General features: G+C 63.8%; 21 protein-coding genes, 1 tRNA gene and 1 pseudogene. 7 read left to right on the forward strand and 16 right to left on the reverse strand.

The features are described 5' to 3' along the window. Nucleotides 1-138: 138 nt before the first annotated feature. Nucleotides 139-507, forward strand: a complete 369-nt coding sequence (locus tag ACVJNE_RS01845) for a response regulator (protein ID WP_499562454.1) — start codon at nt 139-141, stop codon at nt 505-507. A gap of 70 nt (nt 508-577) precedes the next feature. Here the strand turns inward: ACVJNE_RS01845 and ctrA are convergent, their stop codons facing one another. Continuing rightward, the gene (gene ctrA / locus ACVJNE_RS01850) at nt 578-1,273 is read right to left on the reverse strand and encodes a response regulator transcription factor CtrA (RefSeq protein ID WP_173192847.1); all 696 of its coding nucleotides are present in this window, start codon (nt 1,271-1,273) and stop codon (nt 578-580) included. 444 nt (nt 1,274-1,717) lie between these two features. On the opposite strand from ctrA, the gene ACVJNE_RS01855 reads away from it, so the two are divergent. Then, on the forward strand, nt 1,718-2,095 hold the full coding sequence (locus tag ACVJNE_RS01855) for a flagellar export protein FliJ (protein ID WP_499563176.1): 378 nt from the start codon (nt 1,718-1,720) through the stop codon (nt 2,093-2,095). A gap of 646 nt (nt 2,096-2,741) precedes the next feature. Here the strand turns inward: ACVJNE_RS01855 and sciP are convergent. Beyond that, nucleotides 2,742-3,017, reverse strand: coding sequence for a CtrA inhibitor SciP (sciP, locus tag ACVJNE_RS01860; protein ID WP_148916391.1), 276 nt, complete (start codon nt 3,015-3,017; stop codon nt 2,742-2,744). Between the two features lie 252 nt (nt 3,018-3,269). Between sciP and mnmA the strand changes: the two genes are divergently transcribed. Continuing rightward, nucleotides 3,270-4,457, forward strand: coding sequence for a tRNA 2-thiouridine(34) synthase MnmA (gene mnmA / locus ACVJNE_RS01865; RefSeq protein ID WP_499562456.1), 1,188 nt, complete (start codon nt 3,270-3,272; stop codon nt 4,455-4,457). A 45-nt stretch (nt 4,458-4,502) separates the two neighbouring features. Here mnmA and ACVJNE_RS01870 read toward each other — a convergent pair whose 3' ends face one another. Beyond that, nucleotides 4,503-5,456, reverse strand: a complete 954-nt coding sequence (locus ACVJNE_RS01870; RefSeq protein ID WP_173192851.1) for a Gfo/Idh/MocA family protein — start codon at nt 5,454-5,456, stop codon at nt 4,503-4,505. A gap of 219 nt (nt 5,457-5,675) precedes the next feature. On the opposite strand from ACVJNE_RS01870, the gene ACVJNE_RS01875 reads away from it, so the two are divergent. Then, nucleotides 5,676-5,752: transfer RNA gene (locus ACVJNE_RS01875), tRNA-Met, on the forward strand. Nucleotides 5,753-5,990: 238 nt separating this feature from the next. Then, the gene (locus ACVJNE_RS01880; RefSeq protein WP_499562458.1) at nt 5,991-6,200 is read left to right on the forward strand and encodes a hypothetical protein; all 210 of its coding nucleotides are present in this window, start codon (nt 5,991-5,993) and stop codon (nt 6,198-6,200) included. Nucleotides 6,201-6,281: 81 nt separating this feature from the next. Here ACVJNE_RS01880 and ACVJNE_RS01885 read toward each other — a convergent pair. The 13 genes and pseudogenes from ACVJNE_RS01885 to ACVJNE_RS01945 form a co-directional block, all read right to left on the reverse strand. Then, a pseudogene (locus ACVJNE_RS01885) lies at nt 6,282-7,370 on the reverse strand (recombinase family protein); the annotation flags it as partial. 132 nt (nt 7,371-7,502) lie between these two features. Next, nucleotides 7,503-7,748 (reverse strand): DUF2274 domain-containing protein, encoded by a 246-nt coding sequence (locus tag ACVJNE_RS01890; protein ID WP_499562460.1) that lies wholly within the window; start codon nt 7,746-7,748, stop codon nt 7,503-7,505. Between the two features lie 2 nt (nt 7,749-7,750). Beyond that, a complete protein-coding gene (locus ACVJNE_RS01895) occupies nt 7,751-8,851 on the reverse strand; it encodes a TraB/TrbI/VirB10 family type IV secretion system protein (protein WP_499563178.1) in 1,101 nt (366 codons plus the stop codon). A gap of 32 nt (nt 8,852-8,883) precedes the next feature. Continuing rightward, nucleotides 8,884-9,882: a P-type conjugative transfer protein TrbG gene (gene trbG / locus ACVJNE_RS01900; protein ID WP_499562462.1), complete on the reverse strand. Its 999-nt coding sequence runs from the start codon at nt 9,880-9,882 to the stop codon at nt 8,884-8,886. After that, nucleotides 9,879-10,568: a conjugal transfer protein TrbF gene (gene trbF / locus ACVJNE_RS01905; RefSeq protein WP_499562464.1), complete on the reverse strand. Its 690-nt coding sequence runs from the start codon at nt 10,566-10,568 to the stop codon at nt 9,879-9,881. Before trbF ends, trbG begins: the two co-directional genes overlap by 4 nt. Continuing rightward, complete coding sequence (gene trbL / locus ACVJNE_RS01910) at nt 10,565-11,950, reverse strand: P-type conjugative transfer protein TrbL (RefSeq protein WP_499562466.1); 1,386 nt, start codon at nt 11,948-11,950, stop codon at nt 10,565-10,567. The genes trbF and trbL overlap by 4 nt, the downstream gene beginning before the upstream one ends. A gap of 2 nt (nt 11,951-11,952) precedes the next feature. Next, the gene (gene trbK-alt, locus ACVJNE_RS01915; protein WP_499562468.1) at nt 11,953-12,219 is read right to left on the reverse strand and encodes a putative entry exclusion protein TrbK-alt; all 267 of its coding nucleotides are present in this window, start codon (nt 12,217-12,219) and stop codon (nt 11,953-11,955) included. 14 nt (nt 12,220-12,233) lie between these two features. Further along, the gene (trbJ, locus tag ACVJNE_RS01920) at nt 12,234-13,010 is read right to left on the reverse strand and encodes a P-type conjugative transfer protein TrbJ (RefSeq protein WP_499562469.1); all 777 of its coding nucleotides are present in this window, start codon (nt 13,008-13,010) and stop codon (nt 12,234-12,236) included. Continuing rightward, on the reverse strand, nt 13,007-15,499 hold the full coding sequence (gene trbE, locus ACVJNE_RS01925) for a conjugal transfer protein TrbE (protein WP_499562471.1): 2,493 nt from the start codon (nt 15,497-15,499) through the stop codon (nt 13,007-13,009). Before trbE ends, trbJ begins: the two co-directional genes overlap by 4 nt. A 10-nt stretch (nt 15,500-15,509) precedes the next feature. Further along, complete coding sequence (locus ACVJNE_RS01930; protein WP_499562473.1) at nt 15,510-15,791, reverse strand: VirB3 family type IV secretion system protein; 282 nt, start codon at nt 15,789-15,791, stop codon at nt 15,510-15,512. Then, nucleotides 15,791-16,123: a TrbC/VirB2 family type IV secretion system protein gene (locus ACVJNE_RS01935; protein WP_499562476.1), complete on the reverse strand. Its 333-nt coding sequence runs from the start codon at nt 16,121-16,123 to the stop codon at nt 15,791-15,793. The genes ACVJNE_RS01930 and ACVJNE_RS01935 overlap by 1 nt, the downstream gene beginning before the upstream one ends. Continuing rightward, entirely contained in the window at nt 16,120-17,103 is a 984-nt protein-coding gene (gene trbB, locus ACVJNE_RS01940) for a P-type conjugative transfer ATPase TrbB (RefSeq protein ID WP_499562478.1), read from the reverse strand. The genes ACVJNE_RS01935 and trbB overlap by 4 nt, the downstream gene beginning before the upstream one ends. Nucleotides 17,104-17,434: 331 nt before the next feature. After that, nucleotides 17,435-17,911: a MarR family winged helix-turn-helix transcriptional regulator gene (locus tag ACVJNE_RS01945; protein WP_499562480.1), complete on the reverse strand. Its 477-nt coding sequence runs from the start codon at nt 17,909-17,911 to the stop codon at nt 17,435-17,437. A gap of 97 nt (nt 17,912-18,008) precedes the next feature. Between ACVJNE_RS01945 and ACVJNE_RS01950 the strand changes: the two genes are divergently transcribed. Continuing rightward, nucleotides 18,009-18,377, forward strand: coding sequence for an antibiotic biosynthesis monooxygenase family protein (locus tag ACVJNE_RS01950; protein ID WP_499562482.1), 369 nt, complete (start codon nt 18,009-18,011; stop codon nt 18,375-18,377). Between the two features lie 42 nt (nt 18,378-18,419). Then, nucleotides 18,420-18,866, forward strand: coding sequence for an anthrone oxygenase family protein (locus ACVJNE_RS01955; protein ID WP_499562483.1), 447 nt, complete (start codon nt 18,420-18,422; stop codon nt 18,864-18,866). Nucleotides 18,867-18,869: the final 3 nt, after the last annotated feature.

Consider the following 18,869-nt stretch of genomic DNA (forward strand, 5'->3'; position numbering starts at 1 on the left):
GGCGGTTACGGCCGATTTTGCACTAAGCCTGTATGCGCAGCGTTTAACGCATTTTTTAGCTAGCCAATTACGGTGATTTTTACCGAAAGCCCCTAGTCTGCCCGTAATGCAAGTCGGTGTGCATGAAAGGGGTGGACTATGAAGCGCTGCATGATCGTCGATGACTCGAGCGTCATCAGGAAGGTCGCAAAGCGTATCCTGAGCGGTCCGGAGATGACCGTGACTGAGGCTGGGCTGGCGGTGGAAGCACTGGCCATCTGCGCAAGCAACATGCCCGACATCATCGTGGTGGATTCAAGCCTCCCCGACATGATGACTGACGAGTTCATTCGCCAGGCAATGTCGATCAGTGAACTCTACGCCCCGTATATCGTCATCTGCATGACCGAATTCGACGTCGGCACGATCATGCGTGCCAAGCGGGCCGGTGCAAAAGGCTATATCCTGAAGCCATTCAATCGCCCGCAGCTCCTCGAGCGTTTCCGCGAGATGCAGGTCGCAGCGTAGCGAACAGCCCAATGAAACAGGGCCGCTGACGACGTCAACGGCCCCGAGATTCTGTGAAGCGCTAGTCGCTTTACGCGCTTTCGCGGATTTCCTCGGGCTCACGCAGCACATAGCCGCGGCCCCAGACCGTTTCGATGTAGTTCTGCCCGCCGGATGCGGCATCGAGCTTCTTGCGCAGCTTGCAGATGAAGACGTCGATGATTTTCAGTTCCGGCTCATCCATGCCGCCATAAAGGTGGTTCAGGAACATTTCCTTGGTGAGCGTCGTGCCCTTGCGCAGCGAGAGCAGCTCCAGCATCTGGTATTCCTTGCCGGTCAGGTGCACGCGCTGACCGCCGACCTCGACCGTCTTCGCGTCGAGATTGACCAGGAGATCGCCGGTGTTGATGACCGACTGCGCATGCCCTTTCGAGCGGCGCACGATGGCATGGATGCGCGCAACCAGTTCGTCCTTGTGGAACGGCTTGGTCATGTAATCGTCGGCTCCGAAACCGAGGCCGCGCACCTTGTCCTCGATGCCGGCCATGCCGGAGAGGATCAGGATCGGTGTCTTGACCTTGGAAAGCCGCAGCGTCCGCAGCACCTCATAACCCGACATGTCGGGCAGGTTGAGATCCAGCAGAATGATATCGTAGTCATAGAGCTTGCCCAGATCCACGCCTTCTTCGCCGAGATCGGTCGTGTAGACGTTGAAGCTCTCCGATTTGAGCATCAGCTCGATGCTTTGTGCGGTCGCACTATCGTCTTCAATGAGCAGAACGCGCATTAATGTCCCCTTTCCCGCCGCCAGACCGGGTTCGGCATGCTTCCGGCACCGGAACAGTGATTTTCTGAATCGGAACCTGCCACGCAATGGTTAACAAAATATGATTCCGCATGGCAAGCGATATTAACCCTTTTCAGCTACTGCCCGTACCTTCTTGAATCTAAATGTTAATCCCATGAGCCGTAAGCTCACGTGATGGTTGAGCAAATTCCGGCAAGTGACTCAATAGGAGTCATTTTGTCGGCTCGACCCTCGGTTGAGCATCTTTACCCGCCCTTAAGTCCTCTGCGCTATGATTAACAATGCGCGTAAACGAATGGTTACCAAGAGCGCAGGGTTAGTAATTTGTTTCCAGATTGCCCCGATAGTGACGGACGGGGCGCGTAGCGGGAGACAGGCGCCGCGTTTGACGGTGCGTAGTATGCGTTTCGGGAGTAGCGAGTGATGAAGTCACGTGAGAACCTGGTGCGGCTCAAGCAGTTTCAGGTCAACGAGAAGCGCAAGCAGCTCTTGCAGCTCGACATGATGATTGCCGAGTTCGATCGTATGGCGACTGAGCTGGATTTGCAGATCGTGGCGGAAGAAAAGAAGGCGGGGATCACCGATACAGGTCATTTCGCCTATCCGACCTTCGCCAAGGCGGCACGGCAGCGCCGCGACAATCTCAAGAATTCGCAGACTGACCTCCAGCAGCAGCGCGAAGCCGCCGAGTCGGCACTTAATGAAGCCGAGGCCGAGCTTTCCAAGGCCGAGATGCTGGAATCTCGAGACGGACGCGGTCGAGACGTAGACAGCGGCGGTCGCAGTGCGATGATCGGCTAGGTCGTCCCGCCCGCTGGGCGGCACGACCATCGAACGCAGCCGGCGCGCTTCAGCGCCGCTCGGAAACGGACAGGGCTGACGATTATATTGTGCACCCCTCCCTTTCACTCCCTGCCTTGCCCGAGATGAAAGCGCCTGTTGCCACCCCGTGGCTTAAGGTTGGCGCTAGGAAGACCTGCTAACATTTCCTCCCTCGAGGGCACCGCTGGCACATCCCGCAGCCCGAGCTTAGCGCAGGCTATCTAAACCTCCATTCAGCAGCACGGCTGTGTGTCGGCGGGGTACGTCCTTTGAGGCTACCCCGAGCTTGTCGAATAAAATTGTCGAAGCGCGCTTTTTTGCCGTGACAAGCCGTGCCGCGGGGTCACGCGGCCAATGGGTCCAGCTCAGCGGTCGCTAAGCTCCCCTGGCCGGGCTGACGGCGGCAGGGTGAGCGCTATTCGCTGGATGCACTGAAAAGTCGCGTGAGCGAGAATCTGCTCGCGTGCCGGCCACAGCGGGTCGCCGGTCGTCCGGCGCCCTCGCGGAGCGCCAGCGATCCAACCAGTCGGCCGCAGGCCGCAAGCGCGACCGGGCGTCCGAGCTGACGCGACGCCCTGGCGGTGGGCCAGCGAGCAAAGCGAGCGATGCGGCCCGTGAGCGAAAACTAATGTCGATATTGCTGGATGCGTGTCGTGCGAAGGCCGGCGAGGCCATATTCGTCGATCGAAGCCTGCCAGGAGAGAAATTCCTCCACGGTCAGCTTATAGCGCTGGCACGCCTCCTCGAGGCTGAGCAGGCCGCCGCGAACCGCGGCAACAACTTCGGCCTTGCGTCGGATGACCCAGCGCCTTGTATTGGTGGGCGGCAAATCCGCAATGGTAAGCGGGCTGCCATCCGGCCCAATCACATATTTGACCCGCGGTCTAACCAGATCGGTCATCGTACTCTCTAACGCAAACTCTAGGACCTAATCACGCTGAGCCTAACCCGGTGGTTTTAAAAAATGGCTAAGCACGCCATAATGCTTAAGTAACGATTATGAATCCCGCGTTAGGCTTTTCGGGCTCATTTAAGTCGAATGTGAACCAACGCTTTTCCCGGCCTCGGCCGTGGCGGCGGCACGAGCCTTGACCTATATTGCGCGCGGGGGCATGAAGCCGCCGAAACCAGACCGAAGCGGAACGAACGCGCCATGAACAGCCTCGATCTCCCCGGCCGCCCGGAAGAGACGCGCATCGTCGTCGCGATGTCGGGCGGTGTCGATTCCTCAGTCGTCGCCGGCCTTCTCAAGCGTGAAGGCTACGACGTCGTTGGCGTCACGCTGCAGCTTTACGATCATGGCGCCGCAACGCACCGCGCCGGCTCGTGCTGCGCGGGCCAGGATATCGACGATGCGCGGCGTGTGTCCGAGACGCTGGGCATCCCGCATTACGTCCTCAATTACGAGAAGCGCTTCAAGGAAGCGGTGATCGATCCATTCGCCGAAAGCTACGTCGCCGGCGAAACCCCGATCCCGTGCGTCTCGTGCAACCAGACTGTAAAGTTCGCCGACCTGCTGGAAACCGCGCGCGAGCTCGGCGCCGACGCGCTCGCCACCGGCCACTATATTCGCAGCAGGGCCAATGGTGCCCATCGCGCGCTTTATCGCCCCGTGGATGCCGACCGCGATCAGAGCTATTTCCTGTTCGCCACCACGCAGGCGCAGATCGATTTTCTGCGCTTTCCCCTCGGCCACCTGTCCAAGCCGCAGGTGCGCGCCGAGGCTGAGGCCATGGGCCTGGTCGTCGCCACCAAGCAGGACAGCCAGGACATCTGCTTCGTGCCGCAGGGCAAGTATTCCGACATTATCGCGAAGCTGAAGCCGACCGCGGCCACGCCCGGCGACATCGTCCACATCGACGGCCGCGTGCTCGGCAGCCACGAAGGCATCTTGCGCTATACGATCGGCCAGCGGCGCGGCATCGGCGTCGCCTCCGGCGAGCCTCTTTATGTCGTCCATCTCGACGCGGATCGCGCTCGGGTGATCGTCGGCCCGCGCGAAGCGCTGGAAACGCACAAGATTTATCTGCGCGACCTGAACTGGCTGGGAGACGAAGCGCTCTCCTCCCTGCCCACGGGCGGCCTGGAGCTGTTTGCCAAGGTGCGTTCGACCCGTCCGCCACGGCCGGCCGTGCTGCACCATCGCGACGGCGCGAGCTGGGTCGAGCTGGTCGATGGTGAATCCGGCATCGCGCCCGGTCAGGCCTGCGTGCTCTATTCGGACGATGGCGACGACGCCCGCGTATTCGGCGGCGGCTTCATCGAGCGTTCGGAGCGCGGCGCGGAAGCCGAGGCGATGCTGTCGCGGCTCGCTGCCCAGCCGGCACGCCAGAGCGCCTGAGCCCAACAGGCAGCGGCATCTTCGTCCGGCCGAAAAATTCTTGAATCAATCGTGGGTGACGGTTCCCGCCGTCAGGATGCGCAGCACGCCGATCGCTTCTTCGCCATCGGTGCGCGGGTTGGCGCGGGTCTGGATGCAGTCGATGAAATGCTCCAGTTCGCGTGTCAGCGGCATGCCCGACGTGACCGGCACGTAGGACGGCTCGTTGGTCGTGAACGCCCAATGGCCGCTGTCCTGCCAGACGGCGTGGCGATAGACGGCGAGCTTGCGATCCCAGGGTTCGACGTCGTCGAAAACGGCCATCGCCTTGGTGCCCACCACCGTAAGCCGGCGCTCACGATAAGGATTGAGCCTGGACGTGAAGAGATGGCTGCGCAAGCCACCGGGAAAGCGCATGTGCAGATGCGCGAAATCGCTCAGATGATCGAGCAGCGCGGCGCCCTCGCCGCGGATTTCCGTCGGCGGTGCACCGGTGATGGCGAGGATCATCGACAGGTCGTGCGGCGCCAGGTCCCACAGGGCGTCGTTCTCGGTATGGAACTTGCCGAGACCCAGCCGGTGGGAGTGGATGTATTTGACCGTGCCGAGCTCGCCGGCATCGATGAGCTGCTTGAGCTGCTCGAAGGCAGGGTGAAAGCGCAGCACATGGCCAACCATGAAGACGCGTTCATTGGCCTTGGCGGCGGCAACGGCGCGTTCGGCGTCCGGAACGGTGAGCGCGATCGGCTTCTCGACCAGCACGTCCTTGCCGGCTTCCACGGCGCGGATCGCAGCGGCGGCATGGTGCTGCGGCGGCAGCGCCATCACGATCGCATCGACGTCGTCGCGGCCGTAAAGCTCGTCCGGATCAACCGCGATGCAGTCCTGCTCGCTCGCGAATCCCTCCGCCCGTGCAGCGTTCGCATCCGAAACGGCATGCAACGCCCCAAGCGATTTGAGGGTGCGGATGTGGTTGGAGCCCCAATAGCCGCATCCGAGGACGGCGATACGCGGTTTCATGAACCCTGTAGCTGGAAAATGTCGACGCCGAGACATAGTCGCGCGGCCAGCCGAACTCAACCCCGCCACGCATGAAAAGCGGCAATGCGCACCGCAACTTTTCGCACGCGCACAATGCTTGACAGCGCCGCCACAGCCCCCTTATATCCGCCCGACCTTGGCAATCGCCCTGCCGCCCCGGAAACCGACCGGCGACAGATTTCAAAGCGAGCGTAGCGGGGCGGAGTAGCTCAGTAGGTTAGAGCAGAGGAATCATAATCCTTGTGTCGGGGGTTCGAATCCCTCCTCCGCTACCACCAATCCCCACACCCGTTTGACCCCGTTGGGGTAGGCACGTTCGCCAAGGATCGAGTTTAGTCGTCCTGCAATCTCGATTTCGACCGCGCCCGGTTCGGAGGGATCGCGGTAGACCGTGACCGTTTCAACGAGTTCCCGTATGGCTTCCGCGCATTCCCGGTCGCCTGATCGCATGCCTGCTGTCAGTGCGTGTTGCAGGGCGTCGAGTTGCTCTTCATAGCGCTTCAGAATAGCGGGGTGAAGCGATACAACCTCGAAGGCAGGCGGGGCTTTTGCCAGTTCTGCGAGAACCACCTCGCGCTCATGGTAGAGTTCCGTCGAACGCGGACCGATTACGTAGGGATCCCCGATGCCCTTGGCGAGATGATCGACCAACCGGTCGATCTCGCGCTTGAGCTTATCGGCACGGCGCTCAAGCCGAATTCGATTGGCGTCGGCCTCCGCTGATAGTCGCTTGCGCTCCTCGTGATAGGTCTTCACGTATTCGGCGAGCACCTTGGGGCTCTTCATCTCGGCTCGTAGGCCAGCCAGAACAGCTGTCTCGACAGTCTCCAGATAGAAGGTTTTGGGATCGGGACACGACCCGCTTTCCGTCGCGGCCGAGCACCTGATCCGTATACGGCCCGACTTGTCCTTGCCGTTAGTCGACATGCCCGATCCGCAAGCGCCGCAACGAAGCAGCCCCGAAAGCATATGACGCGGCCGGCGATGGTGGTGAGGATGGTCGAGGCTGCGCTCCCGTTTGCGCACCTGCGCCTGCTCGAACAGTTCGCAGTTGACAATCGCAAGCTCGGGCACGTCCGATGACTGCCACTCCTCTTTCGGATTGGGACGAGATACCCGACGGCCGGTGTCGGGGTCCTTCACCATGCGCACCTTGTTCCAGACAAGCCGGCCACCGTAGAGTTCGTTCTGCAGGATACCGGTGCCGCGCTGCATGTTACCGTTGATCGTCGAGGCGTTCCATTTGGTTCCGCGCGGAGGCGGAATGTTGTCGCGGTTGAGGTCGCGCGCGATGTCGCGCGGTGTGCGCCCTGCGACATATTCGTCGAAGATGCGACGGATAATCTCGGCCTCTTCGTCAACAATCTGTCTCTTTCCCGGCTCGCTTGGAATCGGAGCATAACCGTAGGTCAGACCGCCGGCGTTGAGGCCCTGTCCGACCCGCCCAGCCTGGCCGCGGCGGATCTTGTGCGCGTTGTCTTCACGATAGAGTTGGCCGACCAGTCCCCGGAGACCGACGAGAACCGTGTTTGCGACCCCATCGTGCACAGCACGGATTTCGATGTTGAGAAAGGACAGGCGTTTATGGACACCCGCCAGGTCCTCCATGTCGCGCGAGAGCCTGTCGAGTGCCTCGATGACCACGACGTCGAACGCTCCATCGCGGGCGGCGTCCATTAGTTGAACTAGACCTTCCCGTCCGAAGACCGAGGCACCTGAACGTGCTCTATCTTCGTAGGTCGCAACGACCGTGAGATTGTGTTCTACGGCATGCTTCCTGCAGAGGGTAAACTGATCCTCGATCGACCGTTCATTTTGCAGGTCGGTGGAAAATCTCGCGTAAATGACCGCGCGTTTCGTCATGACATGCGCTCCCGGCTTGTTGGCGCGCATGGTCTTCTCTGGCTGCCTGACGTGCAAGAACCCGCGCGAGCTTCAGAATCGCACCGTCGATTCCTCTAGGCAAGTCTTTGCTTCCCACTCGACGGCTGGGCTTCTTGGTCAACCGAGTAGCTTCACGACCGGTCATTGTTCGCCAGTGACCTTGCTGATGGGCCGCGTTCGTCTGGCCTTTGCAAACCCGCGATCCGTGGCGATGAACCGCTCCAGCATGGGCACGATCAGCCTGAGGGGATCGGCGGCGGGCTGGCCGGTCTCGCGGGCCAGCACCTCGGCATAGGCGACCAGATCTCGGTGAAGTGCCGCGGGCAGCTCCACCGTCACCTTGACGGGCTTGTCGTCGGGCAGCGGGCCAAGTTTCAGCTTGGTCATGGTCAACCGCCTGTCGGCTCGAACACAAGGTCGCGGGTGACGATGATCCTGACCGGGAAGCCGGGACGGATGGTGAGCGTCGGCGCAACTTGCAACTGGCGCTGCACGATCTGCTGGCCTGCCTGATTGACGGTATCCTGCGCGCCGTCGCGGATGGCGCGGATCAGCCGATCGTCGTCGCTGGTCGCCAGCTCGGTGCCGACCGCAAGCAGCGTAGACAGCCCTGCGGCCTTCATCAGATCCCACCAATGGTAATCGACACCATCCTGAAGGCCAGCATAGCCGGAGGCGTCCGCGCCCGGCAGGCGCTCTAGAACGATGGAGCGGCCACCCGGCAGGATCAGGCGGTTCCACACCAAGAGCACCCTGCGCTGGCCGAAGGTCACGCCATCGTCGTATTGGCCGATGATGCGGGTGCCCTGCGGGATCAGGAGTAGGCTGCCGGTCGGGCTGTCATAGACGTTCTCCGTCACCTGCGCGGTGATCTGGCCCGGAAGGTCGGAACGGATGCCGGTGATGAGCGCGGCCGGGATCACGGCCCCGGCCTGAAGGATGTAGGGCGATGCCGGCGGCGCGACTCGATCCGGGGCGACGGTCTGCCGGTCCACCGGCCCGTTGAGAAACGCAGCGTGGCGATCCTGTGTCGCGGGCTGCCCGCCGAGGCCAAGCCCGGCAAGGCCGGGCATGGCCGATCCTGCTGGCGCTCCCGTGCGCGGGCCGGACTGGAAAAAGACGTTGCTCAAGCGCGCGGCTTCTTCCTCGGCCCTGCGGCGTTCTTCCTCTGGATCGACGGCGGGCGTCGTGATTGCCGGCGTTGCAATGGGCTGTCCCCGGTTCTGCGCGTCGAGGATCGGGCGGCCGAGGTCGCCGGGCAATGCAGGCCCCAAAACAGGGCCCGTATAGTCGCGCGGCAGGCCGGACAGCCCGTCCGCCGTGGGCCGGTTCTCGGTCGAATAAAGTTCTTCGCCGCCCCGTCCTGCATCGCGGGTCTGGAGCGCGTAGATCAGTGCGCCGCCGATGCCGAGAAGCGCGACAGCGCCAACGCCTGCCAGCATCTTGCGGGACAGGCGGGTGACGCGGGGCGGTTCGGCACGCAGCCGCATGGGGGCGGCGGTGTCGGTAATGGTATTGTCGGTCATGACGCGGAGTCTCCGGTCGCGCTGGCGGGCTGCGCGGCGGCGGCCTGCGTCGGGTTGGTGCGGACGATCCTGACCGTCTGCTGGCGGTTGCCAGAACCAAGGCGCAGCTCGGCCGTGCCGAACAGGCGATCCACGATCAGGACGTTCTGGTGGACACGGCTGTTGACGATCTGCGGCTCGCCGTTCGATCCGAGCACGAAGATCGGCGGCATCTCGCCCTGCACGATCCCGGCCGGGAAGACGACATAGACGCGCCGGCCATCGTCGAAGACGGAAACCGGCCGCCATGGCGGACTATCACCCTGCACCTGCAATCCATAGCGATAGTTCCGCGCCGCCTCGGCCGGAATGATCGGCGCGGCCGGAACGGCTCGGCGCTGGCCGGGCGTTGCGGGATAGGACCATGCGACGGAAGGCATGTAGAGCGATTCCCGCGCGCGCAGCTCAAGCATGTAGGTGCGCCGGTCGGTGGTGACGACAAGATTTGTGGAAATGTCCGGCCGCGTGGGCTTCACGAGGATATGGACGCGGCGGTTCGCACCGCTGCCGCTCTCGGTGTCGCCGATGATCCAGCGGGCGGTGTCGCCGGCCGCGATCGGTCCCGCGCCGGTCAGACTCTCGCCCGGCTCCAGCGCGATCGTCGTGATCTGCCCGACTGCGGCATAGACCTGATAGAGCGCGCCGTCGCTCCACTGATAAATCTGGATGGCGTTGTAGTAGCCTTCCCGGCGAGGCTCGACGCGGGCGGCAGCATTGGCGTTCTCGACGCGGCCGGTCGGCGTGCCTGCGGCGGTGCCGCCGCGCGCCACGGTCCATGCGGGGGGCACATGTAGCGGCCGAGGCGTGTTGTCGGTTGCTGCCGCCTGCACGGTCGGCAGCGGCGGCACGCTGGCGTCGTAGTTGAATTGCGGCGTCCGGTTGGTAGCGCAGCCTGCGAGCGTGGTGGCCGAAAGCAGCACGGCCGCGATTGCCGGGGTGCGGGTGATCGTCCTCATTGGCTCATCTCCCGCGACCACGAAATTGCATTGACGTAAATTCCGAGCGGATTGGCGCGCAGGCGCTCCGCATTGCGAGGCGGCTGGATCACGATGGTCAGGATCGCGGTCCATCGTTCGGTGGTGGAGAGCTGGCCATTCTCGAAATGGCGTTCCGTCCACGCGACGCGGAAACTGTTAGGCGAGGCCCGGATGACGCTCGAGACCTCGACGGCGACCTGCTGACGGCCGACCTTAGCAAAAGGATCATTGGCGCGGGCGTAGTCGTTGAGCGCCGCCGCGCCGCGATCCGTGGTCCATTCATAAGCCCGAAGCCAGTTCTGGCGGACAATGATCGCGTCGGCCGGTATCGCGCGGACCTGCTCGATGAAGCGGCTGAGATGGAAAGCGATCTGCGGGTCAGTCGGGCGAAAGTCGGCGTTCGCGGGTGCGATGGTCTGCGCCTGCCCGAGACTATCGACCTGCACCACCCACGGCACCACGGTCCCGCGTGCCGACTGCCAGACCAGCGCCGAGGCGAACCCTGCGGAAAGAATCAAGGAGCCGAAGGCCATGAGCCGCCAGTTCCGAGCCTGCACGCGCGCCGAGCCGATGCGCTCGTCCCATGCCTGCGCGGCCTTCTGATAGGGCGTCTCTGGTTCCGGCGATTTGCCGTAATGGGTTGCGGGTCGTTTGAAGATGGTCATGTGCGGTCACTTTCGGAAAGGTTGACGGAGGAACCGGAGCCGTGGCTGTCGCCGGAACGGACGGCATGGGCTGACATGGTGGTGCCGTGGTTGAGGGCCTGCCAGCGCTGCATCCGCTGCGCCCAAGCCGGAGGCCCGGCGGCGGAAGTCGGCGGCGAGGCTGCTGGGGCGGCGCTGGCGCTGCCGACCGTGCCCATCGTGGAGCTGCCGCCGGTCGCGCCGAAGCCGGCCTTTGCGCCAGCGGAGAAGCTCGATTTGACGCTTGCGCTTGCTTGGGATGTTACGCTGGAGGCCGCGCGTTTGAGCGGCGAGACGGCGGCCGAGCCTGCGGCGCGTGCGACACCGCCGAGTCCGGAAGCAACGCCTGCCGCCCCGGTCTGGCCGAGCGAGCTAAGGCTATAGGCAGCGGTCGCCGCTCCCGCGGCCGTCGCGCCGCCTCGAACCGCCGCGGCTCCACTGGACAGGGCAGCAGCGCCGCCTTTCGCGGCAAGCATGGCCCCACCACCAGCCGCCGCACCGCCCGCAAGCACCATGCCGCCAGCAGCGAGGCCGGTTCCCACGGCTGCGCCCGCGCCGAGCTGCGGGCCGCCCGAGACGATGCCGTTTGCGATGCCGGGGCCGAAGATGCCCAGGCCGAGCAGCGACAGCGCAGCGAGCACAATCGCCATGGCCTCGTCTATGGTCGGGGTCGTGCCGCCAAAGCCGGCCGTGAATTGCGAAAAGAGCGTTGAGCCGATGCCGATGATGACGGCCAGCACCAGAACCTTGATGCCGGACGACACCACGTTGCCCAAGACCTTCTCGGCCATGAAGGCGGTCTTGCCAAACAGGCCGAAGGGGATCAGCACGAAGCCGGCAAGCGTGGTCAGCTTGAACTCGATCAGTGTCACGAAAAGCTGGATGGCGAGGATGAAGAACGCCAGCACCACCAGCGCCCATGCGAACAGCAGGCACGCGATCTGGATGAAGTTCTCGAAGAAGGCGATCCAGCCCATCAGGTCGGAAATGGAATCGAGCAGCGGGCGGCCGGCGTCGAGGCCGGTCTGCGCCACGCGGCCCGGCCGCATCAGATCGGTGACGGAAAAGCCGGTGCCCGACGCCATGAGGCCGAGGCCGGTGAAGCTCTCGAAGACGATGCGAGCGAGGTTGTTCCAGTTGGAGATGATGTAGGCGAACACCCCAACGAACAGGGTCTTCTTCACCAACCGCGCGATGATGTCGTCATCCGCGCCCCACGCCCAAAACAGCGCGGCGAGCGTCACGTCGATAACGATCAGGGTGGTGGCGATGAAGGCCACCTCGCCGCCGAGCAGGCCGAACCCGCTGTCGATGTAGGAGGTGAAGACTCCGAGGAAATTGTCGATGACGCCCGTGTTGCCCATGGTCAGCGTGCCTCGCTGCGGTCGCGGCCGAGGAAGCGGTCGCGGGATTCAGCCCATGCGGCGAGGCAGCCGGCGTCACTCGCCGCCGCCTCGCCGAGTTGCTGGCAACGACGCAGGGTTTCGCGCAAGGGATCGGCCGGCGGCTGGAGGGCCGGTGCTGGAGGTGGCGCGGAAGGTTCGTCCTTCCGCGCCATGTCGATTGCGGTCGCCGTGACGGCGATGGCGACGAACACCACGGCCCCGAGCCGGGCCAGTATCTTGCCGTCCATGGCGAGCCTCCCGGTCAGTTGTTGCCGTTGTTGAACATCTGCGCGTTGCCCGGCTGGTAGCCGGTGCCGGGCGTCAGGAACCGCTCACGCTGGATGCGACCCTGCTCGGCGGCGGTGGCGCGCTCGGCCTCGGTCAGCGCGTCGGCCCGGCCATTCGCCGAGATGACCGCGATCAGGTCGGAAAGCTGCTGCGACTGGAGGGCAAGGAGCTGGTTGCCGGCCTGCGTGGCTTGCAGCGCGCCGGTTGCGCCTTGGCTCTGGCCGACAAGTGCGGCCATTTCAGCGCGGTTGCTGTCGATGTTGCCGACCGCACCCGCCTGAACGCGCATCGCGTCCTGCAAGCCGCCAACCGTATTCTCCCAGCGGCTACGCGCATCGGCGACAAGCTGGGCGTCGGTCGTCGAAAGCGAGACGTTGCCGTATTGCTGCTGGAACGCTTGGTCGATCTGCCCGACCTCGAAGGCGATGTTCTGCGCTTGACCCAAAAGCTGCTGCGTGCGCTGGACGTTCTGCTGGAGCTGCTGGAGCGACGAATACGGTAGGCTCGCCAGGTTGCGGGCCTGATTGATGAGCATCTGCGCCTCATTCTGGAGACTCTGAATCTGGTTGTTGATTTGCTCCAGAGTCCGCGCGGCGGTGAGCAGGTTTTGTGCGTAGTTGCTCGGGTCATAGACGATCCGGCCGAAACCGAATTGCGCATGGGCCGGGCTTGCCAGCATGGGTGACAACGCGACGGGCACGGCGAGCGCTAGCGCGAGGGCCGAAGCCCCGACGATCTTGGAATGGGTCATAGAAGAATCTCCTGTGTGGGGTGGGTATCGAGCCGGGCCGGCGGGGCGGATTCCGGCCGGTCGGCAAGATTGGTGAGGTTCGGGATCAGCTCGGCCGCCCATTCGACGCCGCGCTCGCGCAGCCATGCGGCGAGGAAGCCGTCGCGGCAGTGTTTGGCGACGATCTGCGCAATGAGCGTCTGGTCGGATTTGGCGGATGCGGCACAAAGCGCGAGGCCGACTTCGGACAGCCCAAGCTCGAACAGCCGGTTGCCGCGCCTCGACTGGCAGTAATAATCCCGCTTGGGCGTGGCCCTTGCGAGGATTTCTATCTGCCGGTCATTCAACCCGAAACGCCGGTAAATCTCGGAAATCTGCGGCTCGATGGCTCGCTCGTTCGGGAGAAGCAGCCGCGTCGGGCAACTCTCGATGATGGCAGGCGCGATGTTGCTGCCGTCAATGTCGGACAGGCTTTGCGTGGCGAAGATGACCGATGCGTTTTTCTTGCGCAGCGTTTTCAGCCATTCGCGGATCTGGCCGGCGAAACCCTCGTCGTCGAGCGCAAGCCAACCCTCGTCGATGATGAGTAGCGTTGGTCGCCCGTCGAGCCGGTCGCCGATACGATGGAACAGATAGGCGAGCACGGCCGGGGCCGCGCCGGTCCCGACAAGCCCCTCGGTCTCGAACGCCTGCACGTCCGCCGAGCCGAGGTGTTCGGCTTCGGCGTCGAGCAACCGGCCATAGGCACCGCCGACGCAAAATGGACGGAGCGCCTGTTTCAGATCGTTGGATTGCAGCAGCACCGCAAGGCCGGTGATCGTGCGTTCCTCGACCGGCGCGGACGCCAGCGAAGTCAACGCGGTCCAAAGGTGTTCCTTCACCTCTGGCGTGATCGCCAGCCCCTCGCGCATGAGGATGGCGGCAATCCAGTCTGCAGCCCATGCGCGTTCATAGGTGTCGTGGATGCGGGCAAGCGGCTGGAGCGAAACGGACGCCTCGTCTCCTTCTGTGAGGCCCCCGCCCAAATCATGCCAATCCCCGCCCATGGCGAGCGCGGCGGCGCGGATGCTCCCGCCGAAGTCGAAGGCGAAGACCTGCGAGCCGGCATAGCGCCGGAACTGGAGCGCCATGAGGGCGAGCAGCACGGATTTGCCTGCGCCCGTTGGGCCGATGACAAGGGTGTGGCCAACGTCGCCGACATGGAGACTTAGCCGGAACGGGGTTGAGCCTTCGGTCCTAGCGTAAAGCAATGGAGCGTCGCCGAAATGCTCGTCCCGTTCCGGCCCCGCCCACACCGCTGAAAGCGGGATCATGTGGGCGAGATTCAAAGTGCTGATGGGCGGCTGGCGGACATTGGCGTAGGCGTGTCCGGGCAATGAGCCGAGCCATGCGTCAACCGCGTTGACGGTCTCGGCCATGGCGGTGAAGTCGCGGCCCTGAACAATCTTCTCGACGAGGCGCAGCTTCTCGTCGGCAATGCGCGGGTCGGCATCCCAAACGGTGACGGTCGCCGTGACGTAGGCCATGCCCGCCATGTCCGCGCCAAGCTCCTGCAGGGCCATGTCGGCGTCGAGCGCCTTGTTGGCGGCGTCGGTGTCCACAAGGGCGGACGCCTCGTTCGTCATCACCTCTTTCAAGATCGCGGCGATGGACTTGCGCTTGGCGAACCATTGCCGCCTGATCTTCGTCAGCAGCCGCGCCGCATCGGTCTTGTCCATGAGGATCGCGCGTGTCGACCAGCGATACGGGAACGGCAGCCGGTTCATCTCGTCGAGCAGGCCGGGCGTCGTCGCGGTGGGGAAACCCACGATGGTCAGGACGCGCAGATGCGCGTCGCCGAGGCGCGGTTCCAACCCTCCGGTCAAGGGCTGGTCGGCGAGCAGCGCGTCGAGGTGCATCGGCACTTCCGGCACGCGCACGCGATGCCGGTTGGTCGAGATGGTGGAATGGAGATAGGTCAGCGTCGCGCCGTCATCCATCCAACGGCACTCGGGCATGAAGCCGTCGAGCAGCGCCAGCACGCGGTCGGTGCGGTCGATGAAGCCGCGCAGCAGCTCCCACGGGTCCACGCCAGTTTTCTCCCGGCCCTCGTAGAGCCATGTTTCCGCGCGGGCGGCTTCCTCGGCCGGGGGCAGATAAAGGAAGGTCAGGAAGTAGCCGGACACGAAATGCGCGTCCGCTTCCTCGAAACCGGCTTTGCGCTCCGCATCGACCAGCGCCGATGCGGGATCGGGAAAGATGCTGTCGGGATAGGTCGCGGCTTCGCTACGCTGCGCCTCGACGAAGATGCTCCAGCCGGAGCCGAGACGGCGCACGGCGTTGTTGATGCGGCCGGCGACGGCAACCAGCTCGGCCGCGACGGCGGAATCCAGATCGGGGCCGCGAAACTTCGCGGTGCGCTGGAACGAGCCGTCCTTGTTGAGCACGACACCCTGGCCGACAAGCGCGGCCCAAGGCAGATAGTCGGCGAGCCGGGCGGAGGTGCGGCGGTACTCGGCAAGGTTCATCATGGCTGCGCCCTCACACCGCCAGAAAAGCCGGGATGCGGAGATGCCTGCGCCCGACCTCGACGAATTGGGGGTCACGCTTCGCCGCCCACACGGCCGCGAAATGGCCGATGGCCCAAATGGCGATGCCGACCAGCCAGAGGCGCAGGCCGAGGCCCACGGCCCCGGCCAGCGTGCCGTTCATGATGGCGATGGCGCGCGGAGCGCCGCCGAGCAGGATGTGCTCGGTCAGCGCCCGGTGGACTGGGACAGTGAAGCCCGGCACCGCGTCGAGCTGTTCGAGGACGGCCGCCATTAGAGGAGCGCCCCGCCGCCGAACGAGAAGAACGACAGGAAGAAGCTCGACGCCGCGAAGGCGATGGACAGGCCGAACACGATCTGGATCAGGCGACGGAAACCGCCACTGGTATCGCCGAACGCGAGGGTCAGGCCGGTTACGATGATGATGATGACGGCGATGATCTTGGCGACCGGCCCCTCGATGGACTGTAGGATTTGCTGCAAGGGCTGCTCCCACGGCATCGACGAACCGGACGAATGGGCGGCGGGTGCGAGCATGAGGCTGATGGCAAGGGTGGATGCGGCGGCTGCGGTGAAGCGATAGCCGCGTGTGAGCGTGCGGGTCATTCGGGTTCTCCTGTGCTGATTTGGATGACGGGGGTGATGCAGTAGTCGCCGTCCGGCCCCAGCCCTTCGACGCGCGCAAGCTCGGCCAGCCGGCGCGCGGAACCGCGCCCGGAAAGGACGGCAACAAGGTCGATGGTCTCTGCGATAAGCGCGCGCGGGACGGTGACGACAGCCTCTTGAATGAGTTGTTCAAGGCGACGGAGCGCGCCGATGCCGGTGCCCGCATGGATGGTGCCGATCCCGCCTGGATGGCCGGTGCCCCACGCTTTCAGAAGGTCGAGGGCTTCCGGCCCGCGAACCTCGCCGATGGGGATACGGTCGGGACGCAGGCGCAGCGAGGAACGGACCAGATCAGAGAGCGTCGCCACGCCGTCTTTCGTCCGCATGGCGACAAGATTGGGCGCAGCGCATTGGAGTTCGCGCGTGTCCTCAATGATGACGACACGATCCGCGCCCTTAGCGACCTCCGCCAAGAGGGCATTGGTGAGCGTAGTCTTGCCGGTGCTCGTGCCGCCCGCGACGAGGATGTTGGCGCGCGAAACGATGGCCGCGCGCAGGCTCGAAGCCTGATCGGCGGACATGATGCCCGCCGCCACATAGTCGGCGAGCGTGAACACCGCGACGGCGGGTTTGCGGATAGCGAAGGTCGGTGCGGCGACGACCGGGGGCAGCAACCCCTCGAACCTCTCCCCGCTCTCCGGCAACTCGGCCGAGACGCGGGGGCTGCGGGCATGAACCTCCGCGCCGACATGGTGCGCAACCAGCCGCACGACACGTTCGCCATCGGCGGCGGACAGGCGGTCGCCCGTATCGGAAAGCCCTTCGGACAGGCGGTCGATCCACAACCGACCGTCCGGGTTCAACATCACCTCTACCACGGCCGGGTCTTCCAGCAGCCGGGCAATGGCGGGGCCGAGCGCGGTGCGCAACATGCGCGCGCCGCGCTGGATCGCTTCCTGTCTGTGGTCGTGGGTGGTCATGTCGGCCCCGGCTTCTAGCGGGGACGCGACAGGCAATCCCCGGATCGGGGTCGATTAAGAGAGGCCGAAATCCAGCTGGTTCAACAAGTATTTAAGTGCGTGCGGGCATCGGCGACGAACGGCGGCAAATAGGATGGATAGCGCCTAGGATGGGGTGGAAAAGGGTCGGTCCGCTTCCGGTCAGAATTCATCGAATGCGGACCTATAATGCATTCCACCGCCTATCGCGAAAAACGGAGTAGTCAGCGCCCATACCACGCCCTCCATATGAGCCCGACGCGGCGGACGAAGTGGTGGCAGGTGGATCGTGACTGGGTTCGCTCCATGACGATCAGCCGTGCTTTTCGGCATCGTTTTCTCTTTCGAGCCTTTCCCGCAGCGCCACCATTACGCTGTGCGCGGTGTTGATGTCTTCAAGCGAAAGTCCGTTGGCAAGCGCGTTCACCCGCGGGTCGTAGACCCGGATCGCGGCGTCGTAGGTCTCACGTCCCTTGTCGGTCAGCACGACGAGTTGCGCCCGCCGGTGATGCGGGTTGGGCTCGAACGCGATCAGCCCGTCCTTGTGCAGGTCGTTGACGATACGCTGGACATTCTGCCGGTTCGCGCCGAGGTCGCGGGCGAGCCATGCCACCGGCTGCGGTCGGTCAGCAAACACGATCGCCCCCAGAATCTGCCAGCGGGCGCTGGTGAGTCCAAACGGCGCAACGAGTCTGTCGCCCCAGGTGAGGGTCATGTTGTTCACCCTGAACAGGCTCAGGATGAGGTCGGTCAAAGCGTCTCCCGACGCGCTTCTGTCTGCTTCGTTCATTTGTCACCATGCATTTCTATTGACATTAGAGTGTCAAATTACCATATATGCATCATACCAAATTGACATCATGCTTTCAAAAAGAATGGAGCGCCATATGTCCCTGTTGAAACCCATGGACGAGAAGTTCCCCATTGAACGACAGCTTGCAGTCGAGGCTGCATCGCTCGTGCTCGCCAACGTCTTCACGCTCGACGCTGCCGACGAGCCGCGTTTCCTCGAAGTCTGGAAGGACGATGCCGACTTCATGAAACGGCAGCCGGGCTTCATTTCGACCCAGCTTCATCGTGCGATCGGTGAGAGTCCGACCTACCTGAACTATGCGGTGTGGGAATCGACCATGGCGTTCCGCACCGCGTTCACCCATCCCGACTTTCTCGCGCAACTTGCCGCGTATCCGTCATCCGTCGTCGCCAGCCCGCACCTGTTCCAGAAGGTCGGCGTGGCTGGGATATGCACAGCCTGAGTTCCAGGCTCAACGAAACTCGAAGATGAAAGGAGACGGCGCATGCTGCATGTATTCAGAATTCTCGCGATCACTAGTTCGGCAATGTTTGCGGGCGTCATGCTCGCCATCGGCGTCATCCTGGGGGGATATTGGAAAGGCCTGCCGCCCGCCGAGTTTCTCGACTGGTTCGCCCAACACAGCCATCTCGTCCTGCGGGCGATTCCGCTGGTTGTCGTCCCAACGCTGATCGGACTTGCCGGCATGCTCTGGCTCGACCGAAGCAATGCAGCCGTGCGCAATATTTGGTTCGGGTCGATCGGTTGCATCCTCGCCATCCTCCTTCTGACGATGGCCTACTATGTGCCCAGCAACGCCGCCTTCGCCGCCAAGACAGTCCCGATCGATCAGGTCTCGGGAAAACTGGACACCTGGCTGCTGATCCACAACCTCCGCATCGTCCTCGCCTTCACCGCCTCCGCACTCGGGGTGTGGGCCGTCAGCCGCTAGGAA

The sequence above is a fragment of the Mesorhizobium sp. DxT genome (assembly GCF_058448885.1).

Coding starts and splice junctions, on each gene's coding strand:
- ACVJNE_RS01845 (WP_499562454.1), top strand. CDS start 139: ATGAAGCGCTGCATGATCGTCGATGACTCGAGCGTCATCAGGAAGGTC.
- ctrA (WP_173192847.1), bottom strand. CDS start 1,273: ATGCGCGTTCTGCTCATTGAAGACGATAGTGCGACCGCACAAAGCATC.
- ACVJNE_RS01855 (WP_499563176.1), top strand. CDS start 1,718: ATGAAGTCACGTGAGAACCTGGTGCGGCTCAAGCAGTTTCAGGTCAAC.
- sciP (WP_148916391.1), bottom strand. CDS start 3,017: ATGACCGATCTGGTTAGACCGCGGGTCAAATATGTGATTGGGCCGGAT.
- mnmA (WP_499562456.1), top strand. CDS start 3,270: ATGAACAGCCTCGATCTCCCCGGCCGCCCGGAAGAGACGCGCATCGTC.
- ACVJNE_RS01870 (WP_173192851.1), bottom strand. CDS start 5,456: ATGAAACCGCGTATCGCCGTCCTCGGATGCGGCTATTGGGGCTCCAAC.
- ACVJNE_RS01890 (WP_499562460.1), bottom strand. CDS start 7,748: ATGACCAAGCTGAAACTTGGCCCGCTGCCCGACGACAAGCCCGTCAAG.
- ACVJNE_RS01895 (WP_499563178.1), bottom strand. CDS start 8,851: ATGCGGCTGCGTGCCGAACCGCCCCGCGTCACCCGCCTGTCCCGCAAG.
- trbG (WP_499562462.1), bottom strand. CDS start 9,882: ATGAGGACGATCACCCGCACCCCGGCAATCGCGGCCGTGCTGCTTTCG.
- trbF (WP_499562464.1), bottom strand. CDS start 10,568: ATGACCATCTTCAAACGACCCGCAACCCATTACGGCAAATCGCCGGAA.
- trbL (WP_499562466.1), bottom strand. CDS start 11,950: ATGGGCAACACGGGCGTCATCGACAATTTCCTCGGAGTCTTCACCTCC.
- trbK-alt (WP_499562468.1), bottom strand. CDS start 12,219: ATGGACGGCAAGATACTGGCCCGGCTCGGGGCCGTGGTGTTCGTCGCC.
- trbJ (WP_499562469.1), bottom strand. CDS start 13,010: ATGACCCATTCCAAGATCGTCGGGGCTTCGGCCCTCGCGCTAGCGCTC.
- trbE (WP_499562471.1), bottom strand. CDS start 15,499: ATGATGAACCTTGCCGAGTACCGCCGCACCTCCGCCCGGCTCGCCGAC.
- ACVJNE_RS01930 (WP_499562473.1), bottom strand. CDS start 15,791: ATGGCGGCCGTCCTCGAACAGCTCGACGCGGTGCCGGGCTTCACTGTC.
- ACVJNE_RS01935 (WP_499562476.1), bottom strand. CDS start 16,123: ATGACCCGCACGCTCACACGCGGCTATCGCTTCACCGCAGCCGCCGCA.
- trbB (WP_499562478.1), bottom strand. CDS start 17,103: ATGACCACCCACGACCACAGACAGGAAGCGATCCAGCGCGGCGCGCGC.
- ACVJNE_RS01945 (WP_499562480.1), bottom strand. CDS start 17,911: ATGAACGAAGCAGACAGAAGCGCGTCGGGAGACGCTTTGACCGACCTC.
- ACVJNE_RS01950 (WP_499562482.1), top strand. CDS start 18,009: ATGTCCCTGTTGAAACCCATGGACGAGAAGTTCCCCATTGAACGACAG.
- ACVJNE_RS01955 (WP_499562483.1), top strand. CDS start 18,420: ATGCTGCATGTATTCAGAATTCTCGCGATCACTAGTTCGGCAATGTTT.